The 16,075-nt window shown below is 65.2% G+C and carries 17 protein-coding genes; 2 read left to right on the top strand and 15 right to left on the bottom strand.

The window, feature by feature from the left end:
* Nucleotides 1–37: 37 nt before the first annotated feature.
* The 7 genes from HH308_RS20995 to HH308_RS20965 all read right to left on the bottom strand — a co-directional run bounded on the left by HH308_RS20995 (nucleotide 38) and on the right by HH308_RS20965 (nucleotide 7,133).
* Complete coding sequence (locus HH308_RS20995; RefSeq protein ID WP_170196205.1) at nucleotides 38–943, bottom strand: enoyl-CoA hydratase-related protein; 906 nt, start codon at nucleotides 941–943, stop codon at nucleotides 38–40.
* On the bottom strand, nucleotides 940–2,460 hold the full coding sequence (locus HH308_RS20990; protein WP_170196204.1) for a class I adenylate-forming enzyme family protein: 1,521 nt from the start codon (nucleotides 2,458–2,460) through the stop codon (nucleotides 940–942). The genes HH308_RS20995 and HH308_RS20990 overlap by 4 nt, the downstream gene beginning before the upstream one ends.
* A 13-nt stretch (nucleotides 2,461–2,473) precedes the next feature.
* Nucleotides 2,474–3,421: an N-acetyltransferase gene (locus HH308_RS20985; RefSeq protein WP_170196203.1), complete on the bottom strand. Its 948-nt coding sequence runs from the start codon at nucleotides 3,419–3,421 to the stop codon at nucleotides 2,474–2,476.
* 6 nt (nucleotides 3,422–3,427) lie between these two features.
* Complete coding sequence (locus tag HH308_RS20980) at nucleotides 3,428–4,609, bottom strand: aromatic ring-hydroxylating oxygenase subunit alpha (RefSeq protein WP_170196202.1); 1,182 nt, start codon at nucleotides 4,607–4,609, stop codon at nucleotides 3,428–3,430.
* A gap of 142 nt (nucleotides 4,610–4,751) precedes the next feature.
* Complete coding sequence (locus HH308_RS20975) at nucleotides 4,752–5,981, bottom strand: cytochrome P450 (RefSeq protein WP_170196201.1); 1,230 nt, start codon at nucleotides 5,979–5,981, stop codon at nucleotides 4,752–4,754.
* Between the two features lie 53 nt (nucleotides 5,982–6,034).
* Nucleotides 6,035–6,271 carry a ferredoxin gene (locus tag HH308_RS20970; protein ID WP_246284755.1) on the bottom strand — a complete coding sequence of 79 codons (237 nt, stop codon included), beginning with the start codon at nucleotides 6,269–6,271 and terminating at the stop codon, nucleotides 6,035–6,037.
* Nucleotides 6,264–7,133: an SDR family NAD(P)-dependent oxidoreductase gene (locus HH308_RS20965; protein WP_170196200.1), complete on the bottom strand. Its 870-nt coding sequence runs from the start codon at nucleotides 7,131–7,133 to the stop codon at nucleotides 6,264–6,266. Before HH308_RS20965 ends, HH308_RS20970 begins: the two co-directional genes overlap by 8 nt.
* 337 nt (nucleotides 7,134–7,470) lie before the next feature.
* Between HH308_RS20965 and HH308_RS20960 the strand changes: the two genes are divergently transcribed.
* Nucleotides 7,471–8,094: a TetR family transcriptional regulator gene (locus tag HH308_RS20960; RefSeq protein WP_170196199.1), complete on the top strand. Its 624-nt coding sequence runs from the start codon at nucleotides 7,471–7,473 to the stop codon at nucleotides 8,092–8,094.
* A gap of 72 nt (nucleotides 8,095–8,166) precedes the next feature.
* Here the strand turns inward: HH308_RS20960 and HH308_RS20955 are convergent, their stop codons facing one another.
* From HH308_RS20955 to HH308_RS20935, 5 genes are all read right to left on the bottom strand, one after another.
* Nucleotides 8,167–9,660 carry an aldehyde dehydrogenase gene (locus HH308_RS20955; protein ID WP_170196198.1) on the bottom strand — a complete coding sequence of 498 codons (1,494 nt, stop codon included), beginning with the start codon at nucleotides 9,658–9,660 and terminating at the stop codon, nucleotides 8,167–8,169.
* Nucleotides 9,661–9,910: 250 nt separating this feature from the next.
* Nucleotides 9,911–10,687 carry an enoyl-CoA hydratase gene (locus HH308_RS20950; RefSeq protein ID WP_170196197.1) on the bottom strand — a complete coding sequence of 259 codons (777 nt, stop codon included), beginning with the start codon at nucleotides 10,685–10,687 and terminating at the stop codon, nucleotides 9,911–9,913.
* A 40-nt stretch (nucleotides 10,688–10,727) separates the two neighbouring features.
* Entirely contained in the window at nucleotides 10,728–11,828 is a 1,101-nt protein-coding gene (locus HH308_RS20945) for an enoyl-CoA hydratase/isomerase family protein (RefSeq protein ID WP_170196196.1), read from the bottom strand.
* Nucleotides 11,829–11,916: 88 nt separating this feature from the next.
* Nucleotides 11,917–12,429: an HNH endonuclease family protein gene (locus tag HH308_RS20940; protein ID WP_376767243.1), complete on the bottom strand. Its 513-nt coding sequence runs from the start codon at nucleotides 12,427–12,429 to the stop codon at nucleotides 11,917–11,919.
* A gap of 408 nt (nucleotides 12,430–12,837) precedes the next feature.
* Entirely contained in the window at nucleotides 12,838–13,023 is a 186-nt protein-coding gene (locus HH308_RS20935) for a hypothetical protein (protein WP_170196194.1), read from the bottom strand.
* Between the two features lie 39 nt (nucleotides 13,024–13,062).
* Here HH308_RS20935 and HH308_RS20930 point away from each other — a divergent pair, with 39 nt between their 5' ends.
* Nucleotides 13,063–13,554, top strand: coding sequence for a hypothetical protein (locus HH308_RS20930; protein ID WP_170196193.1), 492 nt, complete (start codon nucleotides 13,063–13,065; stop codon nucleotides 13,552–13,554).
* Here HH308_RS20930 and HH308_RS20925 read toward each other — a convergent pair.
* From HH308_RS20925 to HH308_RS20915, 3 genes are all read right to left on the bottom strand, one after another.
* Nucleotides 13,551–14,300, bottom strand: a complete 750-nt coding sequence (locus HH308_RS20925) for a hypothetical protein (protein WP_170196192.1) — start codon at nucleotides 14,298–14,300, stop codon at nucleotides 13,551–13,553. The genes HH308_RS20930 and HH308_RS20925 overlap by 4 nt on opposite strands.
* A gap of 199 nt (nucleotides 14,301–14,499) precedes the next feature.
* Nucleotides 14,500–14,832: a histone-like nucleoid-structuring protein Lsr2 gene (locus tag HH308_RS20920; protein ID WP_170196191.1), complete on the bottom strand. Its 333-nt coding sequence runs from the start codon at nucleotides 14,830–14,832 to the stop codon at nucleotides 14,500–14,502.
* Between the two features lie 555 nt (nucleotides 14,833–15,387).
* A partial coding sequence (locus tag HH308_RS20915) for an IS256 family transposase (protein ID WP_170196190.1) occupies nucleotides 15,388–16,075 on the bottom strand: 688 nt, incomplete at its 5' end.

Raw genomic sequence — 16,075 nt, 5'->3', positions numbered from 1 at the left:
GTTACAAGAGACGGATCTTGTAACATGTGTAGTCCGATCAGGAGTCCCAATCGAAGTCGTCAGCGTGAGCGGACACCGCATCGGCGAAGGACGCAGGCCGTTTCTCCAGGAACGATGCGACGCCTTCGCGGACGTCGGCGGACTGGCCGCGCTCGAACAACGCCCGCGATTCCGCGCGGTGCGCCTCCAGCGGGCCGTCGGCGGCGAGCATGCGCCACATCAACTGCCGGGTCAGCGCCACCGACACCGGAGCGGTTCCGTCGGCGAATTCGGCGGCGATCGCCAAGGCTCGATCAAGCACCTCGGCCTTGGGCACCACCTCGGAGATCAGCCCGGCGTCGAGCGCTTCCGACGCCTTGACGGTGGCCCCGGCCAGCGTCCAGCGCAGCGCCGTCGCGATCCCGACGATGCGCGGCAGGAACCACGTGGAACATGCCTCGGGCACCAGGCCGCGGCGGGTGAACACGAAGGCGAACTTCGCATCGTCGGAGGCGATGCGAACATCACCGGGCAGCGTCATGGTCACTCCGACACCGGCCGACGGCCCGTTGACAGCCACGACGACGGGTTTGCGCGACGCGTAGATCCGCAGCGCGGTGGTTCCGCCGGAATCCGGCGGAACGCTGCGCGCACCACCTTCTCGCAGGCTCCCGGCGTCGGCGTCGTCGAAGCCCTCCTCCGGCATGAACGTGTCACCGCCGGCCTCGAGGTCGGCACCCGCGCAGAACGCTCGTCCAGTGCCGGTGATGACAACGGCCCGCACCGCGTCGTCGGCGTCAGTGGCGTCGAACGCGGCGATGATGTCGTCGCGCATGGCGTAGGTGAACGCGTTGAGACGGTCGGGGCGGTTGAGCCAGATCACCGCGGTGGCACCGCGCCGCTGCACCCACAGGGTGGGACGCTCCAGGACTACATCGGATGACGCGGTTGCTTCGACGCTCATCTCACCTTCTCGAATCGCACGTGCACGTCTTTGTACTGCTCACGGATGACCGTCTTCGCAATCTTGCCAGAAGGCAAGCGCGGCAACGGATCGGCACTGATGACCACATAGCGGGGCACCTTGAAGTCGGCGAGGACCGCAGAGCAGTGCTCGATGATCGCCGCTTCGTCGACGTCGCCGGTGACCGTGACGATGGCCGCCGGAGTCTCGCCGAACCGCTCGTCGTCGGCCGCGATCACCGCGACTTCGACGACGCCGTCGATCGCGGCGATCGCGGCCTCCAACTCGACGGGTGAGATGTTGATGCCGCCGGAGATGATCAGGTCTTTGAGCCGGTCGACGAACTTGACCCGCCCGGCCTCGTCGCGCTCGCCGAGATCGCCGCTGTGCAGCCATCCGTCGCGCAGCGCCGCGGCGGTACTCGCCGGATCGTTCCAATACCCCGGAGTGACGCCCGGTCCGCGGACGACGAGTTCACCCTCGACGCCGGGTTCGGCCGGATTGCCGTCGGCGTCGAAGACGGTGACGTCGGTGAAGATCGACCCGGTTCCGCAGCGATCCGGATAGTCCAGTGCCTCGGATGCGATGGTCGCGGTGGCTACGCCGCCCGCTTCGGTCATGCCGTAGATCTGACGCAGCAGCACCCCTTTGTCCGACCACCGTTTGAGCAGTGCGGTGGGCACCGCGGCGCCGCCGACGATCGCGGTCTTCAACGACGACAGGTCGGCGTCGGCGAACTCCGGCGCCCGCGACAGTGCCTCGAAGATCAGCGGGACCCCGAAAATCGCCTGGACGGAATGCTTTTCGAGCAGGGTGACGGCGCGCGACGGCACCAGTTCGGGTTCGATGACCAGCGTGCCGCCGAGCACCGTGGTGATGAGCAGCCCGTACACCAGCCCGGGAGTGAACGCCAGCGGCAGCACCAGAAGGGTTGTGCTGCCGGGCCGGAAGCCCTCTTCGGTGAGAGTGTTCTCCAGGACGATCGACAGCAGCGTTCGGTTGGTGAGGATCACACCCTTCGACAGGCCCGTCGAACCGCTGGTGAACAACACCGACGTCGGCTCGTCGGGTGCGACGTCGACACGGAAGTCGTCGGACGCACCCTGCTCGAGTGCCGCCAGGTCGGCGAACCCGACAGCGGTGAACGGCGCACCCAGAGCCGCCGTCTGCGTTGCCAATTCCTCCAGGCCCGGCGCGACGACCACGACGGACAGTCCGGCGTCGTCGGCGATCTTGCGCAACTCGGCCGGCTTGTAACGGCTGTTGAGCGGCACCAGGATGCCGCCGGATTTGAGGACGGCCAGTGCTGCGACCGGCCAGTGCAGCGAGTTGGGGCCGAGGAGCCCGACCCGGTCGCCCGGTGCGACGTTCACAGTCTCGACGAGGTGCCGGGCGAACCGGCTGCTCCAGTCACGCAGCGCGCCGTAGGTGAGCTCGGTACCGTCGAAGACGAGTGCGGTGGCGTCGGGTTTGGTGCGGCCCCACCAGTCCAGGGCGCTGCCAATGGTTGCGGTCATGATGTCTTCTCCTTCAACGAATTTCATACAGGACGTCGGTGCGGTCGTGTTGGAAACCGGTACGACGCGCAGCGGCGACCAGTGCGTCGTCGGTCGACTCGACGTAGCCGACGACCCCGTCCAGACCCGCTTCCCGCGCGTAGGCGCCGGCACCGATGAGCACCTGCGACAACACCTTTCGCTTCGCTTCCCCGTCCAGGGCGGGGTCGACGCCCAGGTAGTCGATGGTCGCGCACCTGCCGAACTCGTCGACGTGCACGGGCGTGAGGTCGAGGTCGGCGACGGCCGACAGCCCACTCGCGGACGAGCGCACGGCGAGCGTACGACGCTGCGCCGACTGACCGGACCCGCGGGCGACGCGGGCCGTCTCCGCCGCGGATGCGCCCAGCGTCGCCAGGAATCCGCTCAGCGCCGGCTGGTCATCGGACGCGAGCACGACGACTCGCTCGGCGTCGCCGTCCTCGTATTCGTCGGTCGGGCGGACCAGCTTCCACACCCTTTTGGTGCGCGGCAACAGGTTTCGGTCGGCGATGCGACCCGACGCCGGATGGTTGCCGCGCGCCCACGACCGGATGCCGACGAAGCCGCTGCCGAGCCAGCCGTCGGCACCGACGTCGACGCCCTCCTGTTCGAGCAGCAGGGTGACGATCCCGAGGGACCGCAGATCCGGGTCGATGACGATCGTCCCATCGGCCCAACCGCCGCCGGACGGCACGAGTCGGATGACGCCCGCGACGCGTTCGGGTTCCAGCGGCGCATCGAGGGCGACCGGTCGAGGCGTGAGCCAGACGACCAGGTGTCGTACGCCCGACGCCGGGTCGGCCAGATCGGCCGCGAGCGCATCGGCGTCGATCGTGTTGTATTCGGGCTCGGCGTCGTAAGAGGCAGCGCGGTTCAGCAGACTACGCAGCGCCGCGGTGTCGTCGGCGGACAGCGAGGTGCACCACTCGTATCGGATCATCGCGGGCTACTGCGCCGCGTCGCGGCCCGCCGCAAGCAGCTTGCGCGTCTCGCGGCGGAACACCTGGTTCGCGACTTCGTTGCGGCCCAACATCATTCCGCCGGCGTCGGCGCTGGCCATGCCGCGCTGCGATTCCCGCAGCAACGGAAAGTCTTCACTGTGCAGCACTGCGAGCAGGATGTCCCAGTTCTTGTCCCACAGCCGCTCCCAGCGGGCCGGTTCCAACCCGCTGTCCTCGACCTTGGGCACGATCAGTCGCTGCTCCATGCGTGAACGCGTCGGATCCGACGGATGCGGGCGGAAGGTCAACAGCTGGAAGTGATCTGGCTGACGCAGCAACGTCGAATTGGGCAGGAGGAAATGCGTTTCGGTGACATGCTTGTCGAGCCGCTGCTCGCCCGGATCCTCTTCGAGGAAGCGATCGATCGATTTGCGCGGCGCGATGAACCGGCAGTGCCTGCCGAAGTCTTCGAAGGCCATCACGTTGGTGTGGATGATCTTGCCCGCGGTGTTCGGGTGCGCGTATTGAATGTGGTAGCCGTCGAGGAAGGCGTCCTGCATGATCTTCCAGTTGGTCGGCTCGTCGAATCCACCGGCCTTCGCGCAGACGTAGTCGTCGAGGTGATACTCGGCGAGAATGGCGTCCATCTCTCCTCCGAGCCACGATGCGACGTCGATGGTCGCCTTGGCGTTGTCGACCACCCAGATGAATCCATGCCGCTCCTCGCACGGGACCTCGATCAAACCGTGCTCGGAACGGTCGACGTCGCCGAACGTGGTGTCGCGAGTGATGGTGCGCAACTTGCCATTCGGGTCATAGGACCACCGGTGGTAGGCGCAGGAGAAGATGCGGCAGCGACCCTTCTCCTTCTCTTCGAGCAACGCTCCGCGGTGTCGACACAGATTGACGAAGGCCTTGACGCCGCCGTCCTTCTGCCGCACGACGATCAGATTGTTGCGCGGCATGGTGACGGTCATGAAATCGTTTGGTTTGGCCAGCTCCGAGGAGTGCGCGACGATCGAGGGAACCACTCCGAAGATGTGGTCGCGCTCCTCCTGCGCGAGCACCGGATCGGTGAACTCGCCGGGCTCGAACTCCACCACGTCGTCGAACTTGTCGGTGGTCTCGTTGCGAAGCAGCTCCAGGGCGCGGCGGATACGGTCCTCGCGTGGCAGTGATGTGGTCATCGGTTCTTCCTGTCCTACCGGTGTGGGCTGTTCCCTTAAACCTACAGTAATAAGGTTTAGCGAGCAAGGGTATGCGCAGGCGAACGCCGGTTTCGACGACGACGGGCCGGACACCTTCGTGCCCGGCCCGGATCGGCGTGACTCAGCTCTGCGGGGTGAACTCGATCGGCATGCGCGCACAGCCGCGCACCTGCGACGAGTGATAAACCGGTGGGTCGGATTCCACCAGGCGGTAGTCGGGAATGCGCTGGTGGATCTCCTCCATGGCGATCGTCAGCTCGACGCGCGCGAGATGCGACCCGAGGCATCGGTGCGCTCCACCGCCGAAGGACAAGTGCCGGTTGGGATGGCGCATGAGGTCGAGCACGTCGGGGTCGTCGAACTCGACGCCGTCGCGGTTCGCCGAGCACAGCGTCAGGATCAGCTGATCTCCCGCGCGGATCTGCTGCCCGCCCAGCACGACGTCGCACGTCGCACGTCGCCCGGGGATGATCGCCGCCTCGATGCGCAAGATCTCTTCCACCGCACTCGGAATGACCGACGGATCGTCGATGATCTGTTGGCGCTGCTCGGGATTGGCGACCAGATGCTTGATCATCCAGGCGAGTGAACCCTGCACGGTGTGCAGCCCCGCGATGAGCAAGAGGAAGAACATCCGGTTGAGCTCTTCGTCGTTGAGCAACCGCACGCCGTCGGTCAGTTCCACCTCGGTGTGGATGAGGCTCGACGTGATGTCCTCGCGGGGATTCGCGCGCCGGTCTTCGATGACCTTCTGGAAGTAGCCGAACATCGAGAAGCCCGCCATGGCGCGTGCCTGCATCGATTCTTCCTCTGTCCCACCGGGTTTGCCGAAGAGCACGATGTCGGTGGCTTCGGAGAAGATCGGCGCGTCGCTGCGCGGCCAGTCCATCAGCGCCAGGAAGATCCGGGCGGGGAGCTCGTGGGCGAACTCCGAGATGTACTCCGCGCTGCCCCGAGCGGTGAATCCGTCGAGCAATTCGGTGACGATCGCCCGGATGTCTTCGGTCAGCTTCTTCATGCGGACCGGTCCGAACAAGGGCTGCAACGCTTTTCGGTAGCCGGTGTGCTCCGGCGGGTCCAGTTCGATCGGGATGAACTTGCCGAAAGCCTCATTGGTCACGAGGTTGTTGGGATAGCTGGAGTAGGTCTGCGCGTCGCGTAGCACTTCGTGGATCTCGTGATAGCTGGTGACGATCCAGTGCCCGCCGTAGTGCGGCGACCAGACGACCGGTCCCTTCGCGGCGAGTTCGGCGACGCGTTCCTGAAAGCGATCGGTGGGGGCGGCGAGCGCCACGTCGTAGACATCGAAGTCGACGGTGACGTCTTCACGCGCCTTTTCGGCTGTGGTCATGGGAGATCCTTTGCGTACGGGCTGGGGCTGAAGTTGAGGGACGGCGAGAGCGCCTACGACGCCGCGGCGGCGGGTGCGGTGGCGAGCGTCAGCGCGCGTTCGGGGCAGACGAGTATCGCTTCGCGTGCAAGCTCGACCTCGTCGGCGCCCAACGGTCGATCCGGGACGATCGGATCGCCCTGGTCGTTGCAGTCGATGAGGTCCGGCGCGGTGCCGTAGCACAGGCCGTGCCCGGCACACGCCGCCCGGTCGACGACGAGCAGTTGAGCCTGCGACATGGCGTCAGGCATTCGGGTTGGGCTGGTTGAGGTCCTCGGGGAACCACATGCCGACGCGGCTGAGGGTTCCGCCGTCGGTCGAACCCAGAACCGCGCCGGAGATGTAGGCGGAGTCGTCGGAGGCCAGGAACAGAGCGACCTTGGCGTTGTCGAGCAGTGACGGCGGGCGATTCAGCTTGAGCGGAATCGGCGAGACGAAGGGCTCCCACGGGCCCATGACCTCTTCATACGACTGCCCGACGACGGGCGATCCGGCCGGCATCAGGAAGTTGGGCGACATACCGTGGGTGGGAGCGAGGGCATTGACGCGGATGCCATAGGGGCCCAGGTCCAGGCTCAGCCCGCGGACGAGGCCGTTCACGCCCGCCTTCGTGGCGCTATAGAGGGCGATGTCGTGGTAGGCGACCTGACCGGCCGCCGACGACGTGGCCAGGATGGCACCGCCGCCGTTGGCCTTCAGAGCCGGAACCGCAGCCTGGGCGGTGTAGATGACACCGGACAGATTGACGCCGAGGACCGCGTTCCAGTCGTCCACGGTGAGGTCCTCGAACAGCACCTGCTCGCCGCCGGCGACGGTGGGCACGCCGCCGCGGGAGACGATTCCGGCGTTGGCCCATGCGATGTCGAGTTTGCCGAAGGTCTCCACAGTCTGCTCGACGGCGGCGGTGATCTGATCGCGTTGCGACACATCCGCGGTGATGGCGACGGCCTCCCCGCCCTGCTGTTCGACCAGCTTGGCCGTGTGTTCGGCACGCTCGGCGTCGATGTCGACGACCGCGATGCGCGCGCCCTCCGCGGAGAACAGCTGCGCGGACTGGCGGCCCAGCCCCGATCCGGCTCCGGTGATGAGCGCGACTTTGCCTTCGAGTTTCATGCGTTTCTCCCTGTGACTTCGGTGGGGTGAGAGGTAGGTGCCGGCCCGCGCCGACGATCAGCGGCTCTGTGATGTGGACCACTTGGTAAACCTACGGTAGTTTGTTTTACATGAGACGTCAAGCGATATTTGTCAGCAGCTTGGTTGAGTCGAATTGCCTTGATATCCAACGATTTTCGGCGGACGACGAGACCCGTCGCTCCTGCTTCGGACGCAATCCGTGGGCCCGCTGCGACACGCTCACCGCGCGTCGCTAGACCTCGGTGGACACCGAAACCTATCCTTGCTAGTTGCTGGCTGCTGGTCCGCACGGGTCCGACAATGAAAGGGGTGCGCCATGCCACGCCCATCCAAGCCGTTGATCAGCCGTGAGGCTGCGGTGGCTGCGTCGATCGAGATCATCGACTCGGAAGGACTGGATGCGTTCAGCCTGCCCAAATTGGCCAAGCATCTCGGCGTGCGCGCGCCGTCGCTGTATCACCACTTCGCGGACAAGAACGAGATTCTGACCGAGGTCGCGCGGCATATCGCCGGGCGGTCGGTGGCGACTCCGCGCCGCAAGCCGGGCCCCGACTGGCCCGAGTACTTCGTCGCGCTGGCGCTGAACTTCCGGCAATCGATCTTGCGGCACCGCAACGCGGCTCCCATTCTGCTGCAATATCTTCCGCGCGATCTGTTCGTCTCGACCTACGAGGACCGCGCGAAGTTCCTCCTCGATTCCGGGGTCCCCACCGAACTTCACGTCCGCATCCTCGACGGCATGGAGGTCCTCGCCATCGGCGCGGTACTCACCGAGGCCATGCGCAAGCCGAGCACCAAGTCGACGATCTTCCCCAACGTCGACCCGCAGTCGCAGCCGTTGCTGGCGCAAGCCCTGGCCAGCAACGAGTTGACCCAGAAGCAGCTGTTCGAAGAGACGGTGCGCAGCTTCCTGCACGGAATCATCCGCGACTACATGTAGGGAAGCGTTGCGCGACAACAGATCCCGGCCGCGATACGCGGCCGGGACTGCTCGTTGCCGTGGATGCGGTCGCTAGGACAGGTGCACCGTCTTGGTCTCGAAGAACTCGTCGAGGCCCTCGGGCCCGCCCTCACGTCCGACGCCGGACTGCTTGTAACCGCCGAACGGAATGGTGAAGTCGATCACGCCGCCGTTGACGTTCACCGTTCCGGTGCGGATGCGCTTGGCGATCGCGTAGGCCCGATCGGCGTCGGCGGAGAATACCGCGCCGGACAGACCGTACTGTGAGTCGTTGGCGATCCGTACGGCGTCGTCTTCATCCTGGTAGGTGATGATCGAGATCACCGGGCCGAAGACTTCCTCCTGTGCGATGCGCATGTCGTTGGTGACGTCGTCGACGATAGTCGGCTCGATGAAGAATCCGTGGTCGAAGCCACCGTTGCCGCCGCCGTGCACGACGGTGGCTCCCTGCGCCTTCGCCGTCTCTATGTAACCGGCGACGCGATCACGCTGCCGAGCCGACGTCAGCGGGCCGAGGAAGTTGGTCTCCTCCCACGGGTTTCCGAGCGGAAGCATCCCCAGCGCCGCCTTGTACGCGGCGACCACTTCGTCGTGGCGTTTCGCCGAGACGAGCACGCGAGTCAGTGCGATACACGCCTGCCCGGACTGCATGCAGCCGCCCATCGGCAGTGCCTGCATCACGGTGTTCAGGTCGGCGTCGTCGAGGATGATGGCCGCCGACTTGCCGCCCAGCTCGAGTGAGACCTTGGCGATGCGCTCGCCGGCCAGCGCCATGATGCGGCGCCCGACGGCGGTCGAGCCGGTGAAAGTCACGTGGTCGACCTGCGGATTGGTGACCAGCGACTCCGACACCTCACGATCAGCCACGACGACACTCAACACGCCCTCCGGGATGCGCCCTTGCGCAACCAGCTCGCCGACGACGTCGGCGAAGATCGACGGCGACAACGGAGCCTCGGGCGAGGTCTTGAGAATCACCGAGCAGCCCGCCGCGAGGGCCGGGATCACCTTGAACGCGATCGTGCCGATCGGGCCGTTCCACGGAATGATCACGGCGACAACACCATTGGGCTCCTTGAGGACCCGGGAGACGCCGCCGTCGGCGCGCGTGCGCTCGTCGACCAGCGTGACATTCCGCGCTTCGTTCGCCACCGCGTGGAAGAGGCCGAGCGTCATCTCCTGCGTCATCGCGCTGACCGGCAGGGTGATGCCGACCTCGGCGATGCCGACCGGAATCAGTTCCGGCAGGCGAGCTTCGAGGCGGGTGGCGATCTCGTCGATGACGTCGGCGCGTTCGGCGATCGGTGTCGACGCCCAAACTCCTGCGTCGAATGATGCGCGCGCGGCGTCGACCGCTTTCGCGACGTCGGCGGCGGTGGCGGCACGGACCCGCGCCACGACGCCCTCCGACCAGGAGTCGATGACGTCGATCCAGTCGCCGCCAGTCGAGTCGACCCACTTGCCGCCGATGAAGACCTGGGGACGGTCGGCGAAGGTGACAGCGGCTGACTGGGGGGCAGCCGATTGGGGGGCCACGGTGGTCATGGGAGCTCCTCGGAAGTCGTTGACAGCACACGGTTGCGTCGTAGCGGCACCCGACGAGGGTCGGCGAAGGCCTGTGAACCGTGTCACAAAGGACAATAGTTTACCTATCGCCATTAGGTCAACAGCTGACACAATTCGTTCTATGTATCACGACTCGCAGCGCGTCGCGGACACCCCGCACACACGACAGCTCCAAGGGCATGCGGCCCTCGGAGCTGTGCGGAATCTACGACTGGAACGAGCCGCGGCGTCAGCGGTGCGTGAAGTTCGGCTCCCGCTTCTCGACGAAGGCAGCCATGCCCTCGGTCTGATCGTCGGTGGCGAAGGTGGCGTAGAACAGCGCGCGTTCGGCTCGCACCCCTTCTGCGAGGCTCGATTCGAAGGCCCGATTGACCGCATCCTTGGCCGCGGCCGAGGCCAGCGCCGACTTACCCGCGATCGTCTTCGCGGCGTCGAGCGCGGTCGACAGCGCCTGATCGGTGGGCACGACGCGCGAGACCAGTCCGGAGCGCTCGGCTTCGTCGACCTTCATCTGCCGGCCGGTGAGGACCATGTCCATCGCCTTCGACTTGCCGACCGCGCGGGTCAGGCGCTGCGAGCCGCCGATGCCGGGGATCACGCCGAGGTTGATCTCCGGCTGCCCGAAGACGGCGTTCTCGCCGGCGATGATGAAGTCGCAGAGCATCGCCAGCTCGCAGCCGCCGCCGAGGGCATAGCCGGTCACGGCGGCGATGATCGGGGTGCGCAGCCGGGTCAAGTTGTCCCACGCCGCGAAGAACTGCTGGTTGACGACGTCGGCGTAGCCCTGCGACGACATCTCCTTGATGTCGGCACCGGCGGCGAAAGCGCGCTCCGAGCCAGTGAGGACGATGGCGCCGATGCCGGCGTCGGCGTCGAGTTCGGTTGCGGCACTCACGACTTCATTCATCAGCTCGGTGTTGAGCGCGTTGAGCGCCTTGGGCCGGTGCAGGGTGATGAGCCCGACGCGGTCGTCGCGGGTCACGAGGATGGTGGCGTAGTCGGTCATAGTGCTCCATTCGAGTCGGTTGATGAACACGTTGGCATAGTCAGATCCTCAGCTCGAGGTCGGCCGGCAGCGGCGCGAAGAACGCGTCCACCGTCGCCGCCTCGACGGCGTCGATCGTGGCCGGCGTCCACGACGGCGTGCGGTCCTTGTCGATGACCTGGGCGCGGATTCCCTCGGCGAGGTCGGGGTGCAGGAGCGCACGCAGCGCCACCCGATATTCGGTTCGCAACGAATCAGCAAGTGTCGCATCGTCTTTCGCGGCGCGCAGCGAACGCAGAGCGACCGCGAGAGCGGTGGGGCTCTTCGACTCGATCTTGTCGGCGGTCTTGGCCGCCTCAGCGGAGCCGACGGCGCGGCAGGCTGCGACGATCTCGCCAACGGTGTCATGCGCGAATGCTTCGCGAATCCACTCGGCCTGCGCGAGCAGTGTCGACGCCGGGGGCGTCTGCGCATGCGCGGCCACGGCGTCGTCGACGCTGCTCACCGCGAGTGCCGCACGGAAGTCGTCGAGGGCGTCGGAGGGGATGTAGTGGTCGGCGAGGCCGAGTGCGACGGCGTCGGCGCCGGACAGTGCCGACGTGGTGAGCGCGAGGTAGGTGCCCAGCTCGTCGGGCACGCGCGCGAGCAGGAACGTACCGCCGACGTCGGGGACGAAGCCGATCCCCACCTCGGGCATCGCCAATCGGGTGCGGTCGGTGACGATGCGCGTGTTTCCGTGTGCAGAGATGCCGACGCCGCCGCCCATCACGATGCCGTCCATGAGCGCGACGTACGGCTTGGGATAGCTCGCGATGTAGTCGTTGAGGCGGTACTCGTCGGCCCAGAAGATCGCCGAGCCGCAGGCCGCGGCCTCGCGATCGGTCGCGGGTGCCGCGTCGCCACGCTCCGACAGCGCTTTGGCGTCGGCGTGGATGGCGACGATGTCGCCGCCGGCGCACAGACCGCGCTCCCCCGCACCGGCGATGATCACCGTCGAAACGGAATCGTCGGTCTCCCAGGCCCGCAGATGTTGTTCCATGACGGTGGCCATCTCATGGTCGAGCGCATTGATCGACGCCGGGCGATTGAGGATCAGCGTCGCCGCCGGCCCCGTGACGGACGCGAGCACCGACGCGGTCTCGACCGTTGATGAATCCACCATTGACTGCTGCCTCCTTGAGCACTTGGGCATCCGCAGCCCACCCGACAAATACTTGCATACCCTAGTAAATGTTGTCGAGTGACGATGCTCACTTGCAGGTGGCGAGCATCCGCTCCATCGCGTCGTGCTCAGCTTGAGTGACCCACAATCGGTAGGCGGCCTTGATCGCGATCTGCTTCGACACGTAGGTGCAGCGGAACGACTTGTTGGGCGGCAGCCAGGTCGCGGCGTCGCCCGCGCCCTTTGCCTGGTTCGTCGAGCCGTCAACGGCGAGGAGGTTACGCGGGTCGTTGGCGAGGTTCAGGCGCTTGTCCGCGGTCCACTGCTGGGCGCCCTTCTGCCAGGCGTCGGCGAGCGGAACGACGTGGTCGATCTGCACCTTCATCGAGGTACGGTCTCCGCGAACGAATTTGATGGTCTTGCCGGTATACGGATCGTTGAGCGTACCGGACGCGACTTTGCACACACCCCCGACAAAGGTGATGTTGGTCAGATCGCGCTTGAGGATGTCGTCGCGCGTGTCGCAGCCGTTGTGGCCACCGTCGACGGTGACGGCGTCGGACCAGGCACGACCGAACTGGCTACGCCCGTAGCCCGTCATGGGTGCGCGCCCCTTGATGGCTAGTGTCGCCAGCTGGGCGCGAGCGGCAACCGCATTCGCGGGTGCGCTGGTTGACCATGAATTTTGTTGTCCTGCAGTCGAAGTCAACAGGTTGGTCGTGCGGGTGGTCGGTGTCGTCGCGGGCGGTGACGAGTCGATGACCCCACATCCTGTCGCCACCGACACCAGTGCCACACACAGCATCTGAACCACCACACGCGCCCGCATCACATTCACCTTCAGTCGACTTCGCCGGGCCGCCAGTCGGCCCGCAGTCATGGTGGCACGAGGGTCTGACATCGTCGGCCGAGCGTCGATCGTCACAGGCGGTGGCGGGCAGTCGAACTGAGTCGCGAACTCGGTGACGCCGACGATCTGTCGATCGTCACACGCGTGGCTGCCCTGGCGTCAGATGATCGCCGACGCCAGCGCGATCAGAAAAGAGAGGATCGCGACCACGACACCGACGATCAGTGCGATCCGCAGGCCCCGGCGTCGTCGACGCTCGATCTCGGCGTCGTAGCCGTCGACGTCGAACTGGCCGGGCGCCGCGTTGGCTTGGCCCGGCGTGTGGGGGCTCGGTGAGTCGGTCATCGCCGACCAGCGTAGCCGACCCTTGAGTACCGTGAGACGATGCGGATCACTCGCGCTGTGCTGGGCGTCGCATGCCTCGTTGCTGCGTTGATCCTGGCTGTGCTCGCCTTCCGAGCGGCGCCCGGGCCACCGGACCATCTGGCGGGCCGAACCGAGATCCGCTCCGGAGAGGTGATTCGCATCGATGTCTTGGGGCCGGCGTTGTCGATCGTGGCAACCGGCGACGTCGACTGCCGGGTGGCACGCGACGGCAGCGATCATGACTACGCCAGACCGTCGCGGCGCTCGCTGGGTTCGCACTACGCGGAGGTCGCAACGGTGTCTGTGCCGGCGACTGCCGACTACCGTGTGGCGTGCGAAAACCCCAGTGCAGCAATCATTTTCAGTGCACCGACGCGTAACGTCACCGAGTACCTCGAGCAGGATCGGCGGTCGAGACGATTCACCTGGACAGCAGTTGCCTGCCTCATGGTCGGCGAATGCGCCGTCGTCGGCCACCGGGTATGGGGCCGACGACGAGATGCGACTTAGTTGACCTGTTGGATTCCGACCGTGGGCAGGAAGAAGCAGGTACCGGTGCCCGACTTGGCCGTGCCGAGGATCGCTGAGAGCACCAGGCCCTTGTCGGTCTTGACGGTCGCTGCGCGGACACCCGCCTGCGGCAGAGAATTGAGTGCCGCCGTCAGGGGCGTGATGGCGCTGACGAAGAGGCCCTTGGTGATCGGGTTGTTCATCAGTCCGAGTGCCGTGGCCTCATCGGTGATCGGTTTGAGAACGGTGTCGGTCAGGCTGCCCATCGGCACGATTCCACCGGTGAACTTGTTGACGTTGAACCACGCGACATTCATGCCGGATTTGTCGCCGGAGTCGTTGACGATGCCAACCGGAACGAATCCATACAAGACTTCGCCGCTCTTGACGGTGTTGAAGTCATGTCCCAACACCGGTGGGACAGACTTCAGGATGGGCGTATACGGACCGGGGACCGCCCCGGCGACCGCTGGGACGATCCCAAGTGGCGCACCGGTGTCGGAGCAGAACGGCGCCGCGGTCGGCCACAGGAACGGTGAGATGCCGAGCTTGGTGAGCGTGTCGTTCGCCGCCTGCAGTGTCTCCAGGGCGCCGACCGGCGTCGCATTCGGCTTGGGGAGTGCTTCGATCGCTGCGAGTGGCGTCGTCCTGGTCGGCTGCGCGGCCGCGATAGGCGTCGACAGCCCTGCCATCGTGGCGAGCGCAGCCAGTGCGACCACCAGAGTCTTCATTCGTCCCACACGCATCAAAAACACCTTTCGTCACACAAGTACCAGTGAAGGATTCACTGTCATGGGACGAATCGCCAACTCCTGAGTCGAATCGCGGCCAGTTCATGATCTATTCGTGACCAAGCACGTTGTCCGCAAACCGGCCCCCAGTCGACACTGCGGGGAATTCAGTTGTCCTGCAATACTATTGGGCCACGCCGACTACCGGGTAGTTTCAGTGCGCAGAGTCGAAGGCCTCGACCACCGATGCGGGGATGCGCCCCCGATCGGAGACGGCATGACCGTTCTTGCGCGCCCAATCTCGGATCGCCTGCGTCTGCTCTTTCGAGCGGGCGCCGCCCGATGTCAAATGCCGAACCCCTGCGGGTCCGCCGCGTCGGGCCACCTTGATGTATCGATCCACAACCTTCTGGAACTGTTTGGCGTGCGCGGGCGAAGTGTCGAACTCGTAACTCTTGCCGTCAATGCCGAATTTGACCGTCACCGGATCTGCGATGGCCTTGCCATCAAGATCGTCGACGTACTTCACAACGGTGCGCTTTGCCATTCACTGTCCTTCGTCGATTCCCCTTGCCGGATAACCTAGCAGGTCGTGAATGCGAAATGCGCCAACGACTCGGAAGCTCCGTCGCACGAGCAAGGCAATAGCGCGACGAACATCGACGGAACCCGTTGATACCCAATCGGATCAACGATCGATCAGTGGTTTCGCAGGCGCGATGCCCAGCGGTGAGGAACGCCACAAGAGCTAGGTACGGCAACTCATCTGACGACCGATGCTCGAACAGTTCAGGGATCGTCCAGCAGTTCTTCGACGGTGCTGACGACGGCGCCCACAACACGAACATGCCCACATCAGACGATCGCACAATTTCAATTTCTCCACCAGCTGGCGCCCGAATCTGCCCCGGGAATGCTTGTGTGTCTGATTTCGTCATTCTAAGCAATGGCCGAGCCATGATTGTCGAAGTCGACGGCCCGCACAATTCGGCACCGCATCGGCAAGCAGACGACGACATTAGAAAGACAGCGTCCCTTTGAGTGATGGACTTCGGATCGGCGGAGTACTTCACGCGTTGCGATCAACGAATCCTGTTACAAATTAACCGATTTGGTGTTGTTTGGCAACCGCAGCCGCAGCCTCCTTCTTCACAATCACTTTCTGCAGCTCAACCATCGACACCTCCGACATATAGCGCCGCGTCACCTGCCACTCGTCATGAGCCTCAATCACCACCGCGGTCGCCAACCGCAAAAATGCGGGCGGATTCGGGAAGATCTCCACCACATCAGCACGCCGCTTGACTTCCTTGTTCAACCGCTCCAACGGATTGTTCGACCAGATCTTCTGCCAATGCGCCTGCGGGAACGAGGTGAACGCCAACACATCCGACTTCGCCTCCACCATCATCACCGCCGCCTTCGGACACGACGACTCCAACGACGCAACCACCTGATCCCACTGCGCCTCAAGCTCTTCGGGATCATCGTGGACAAAGATCGTGCGGATCGCCGCCGTCACCACCGGCGACTGCTTCCGCGTCACCGCCGTGTGCAGATTCCGCATGAAATGCACCCGGCACCGCTGCCACGACGCGAACTGAAACTGCTGCGCCACAGCAGATTTCAACCCGGCATGCGCATCAGAAATCACCAAATGCACCCCCGACAGGCCACGCGCCTTCAACGACACCAGAAACTCCCGCCAGAACTCGAACGACTCACTATCACCCACCGCGGTCCCCAACACCTCCCGCGACCCATCGATCGACACGCCCGTGGCGATCACC

The sequence above is a fragment of the Gordonia asplenii genome (assembly GCF_012933505.1).
In the GTDB taxonomy this organism is placed as follows: domain Bacteria; phylum Actinomycetota; class Actinomycetes; order Mycobacteriales; family Mycobacteriaceae; genus Gordonia; species Gordonia asplenii.
Note: the sequence above shows the minus strand (reverse complement) of the source record. Positions and strands in the feature narration are given on the sequence as shown.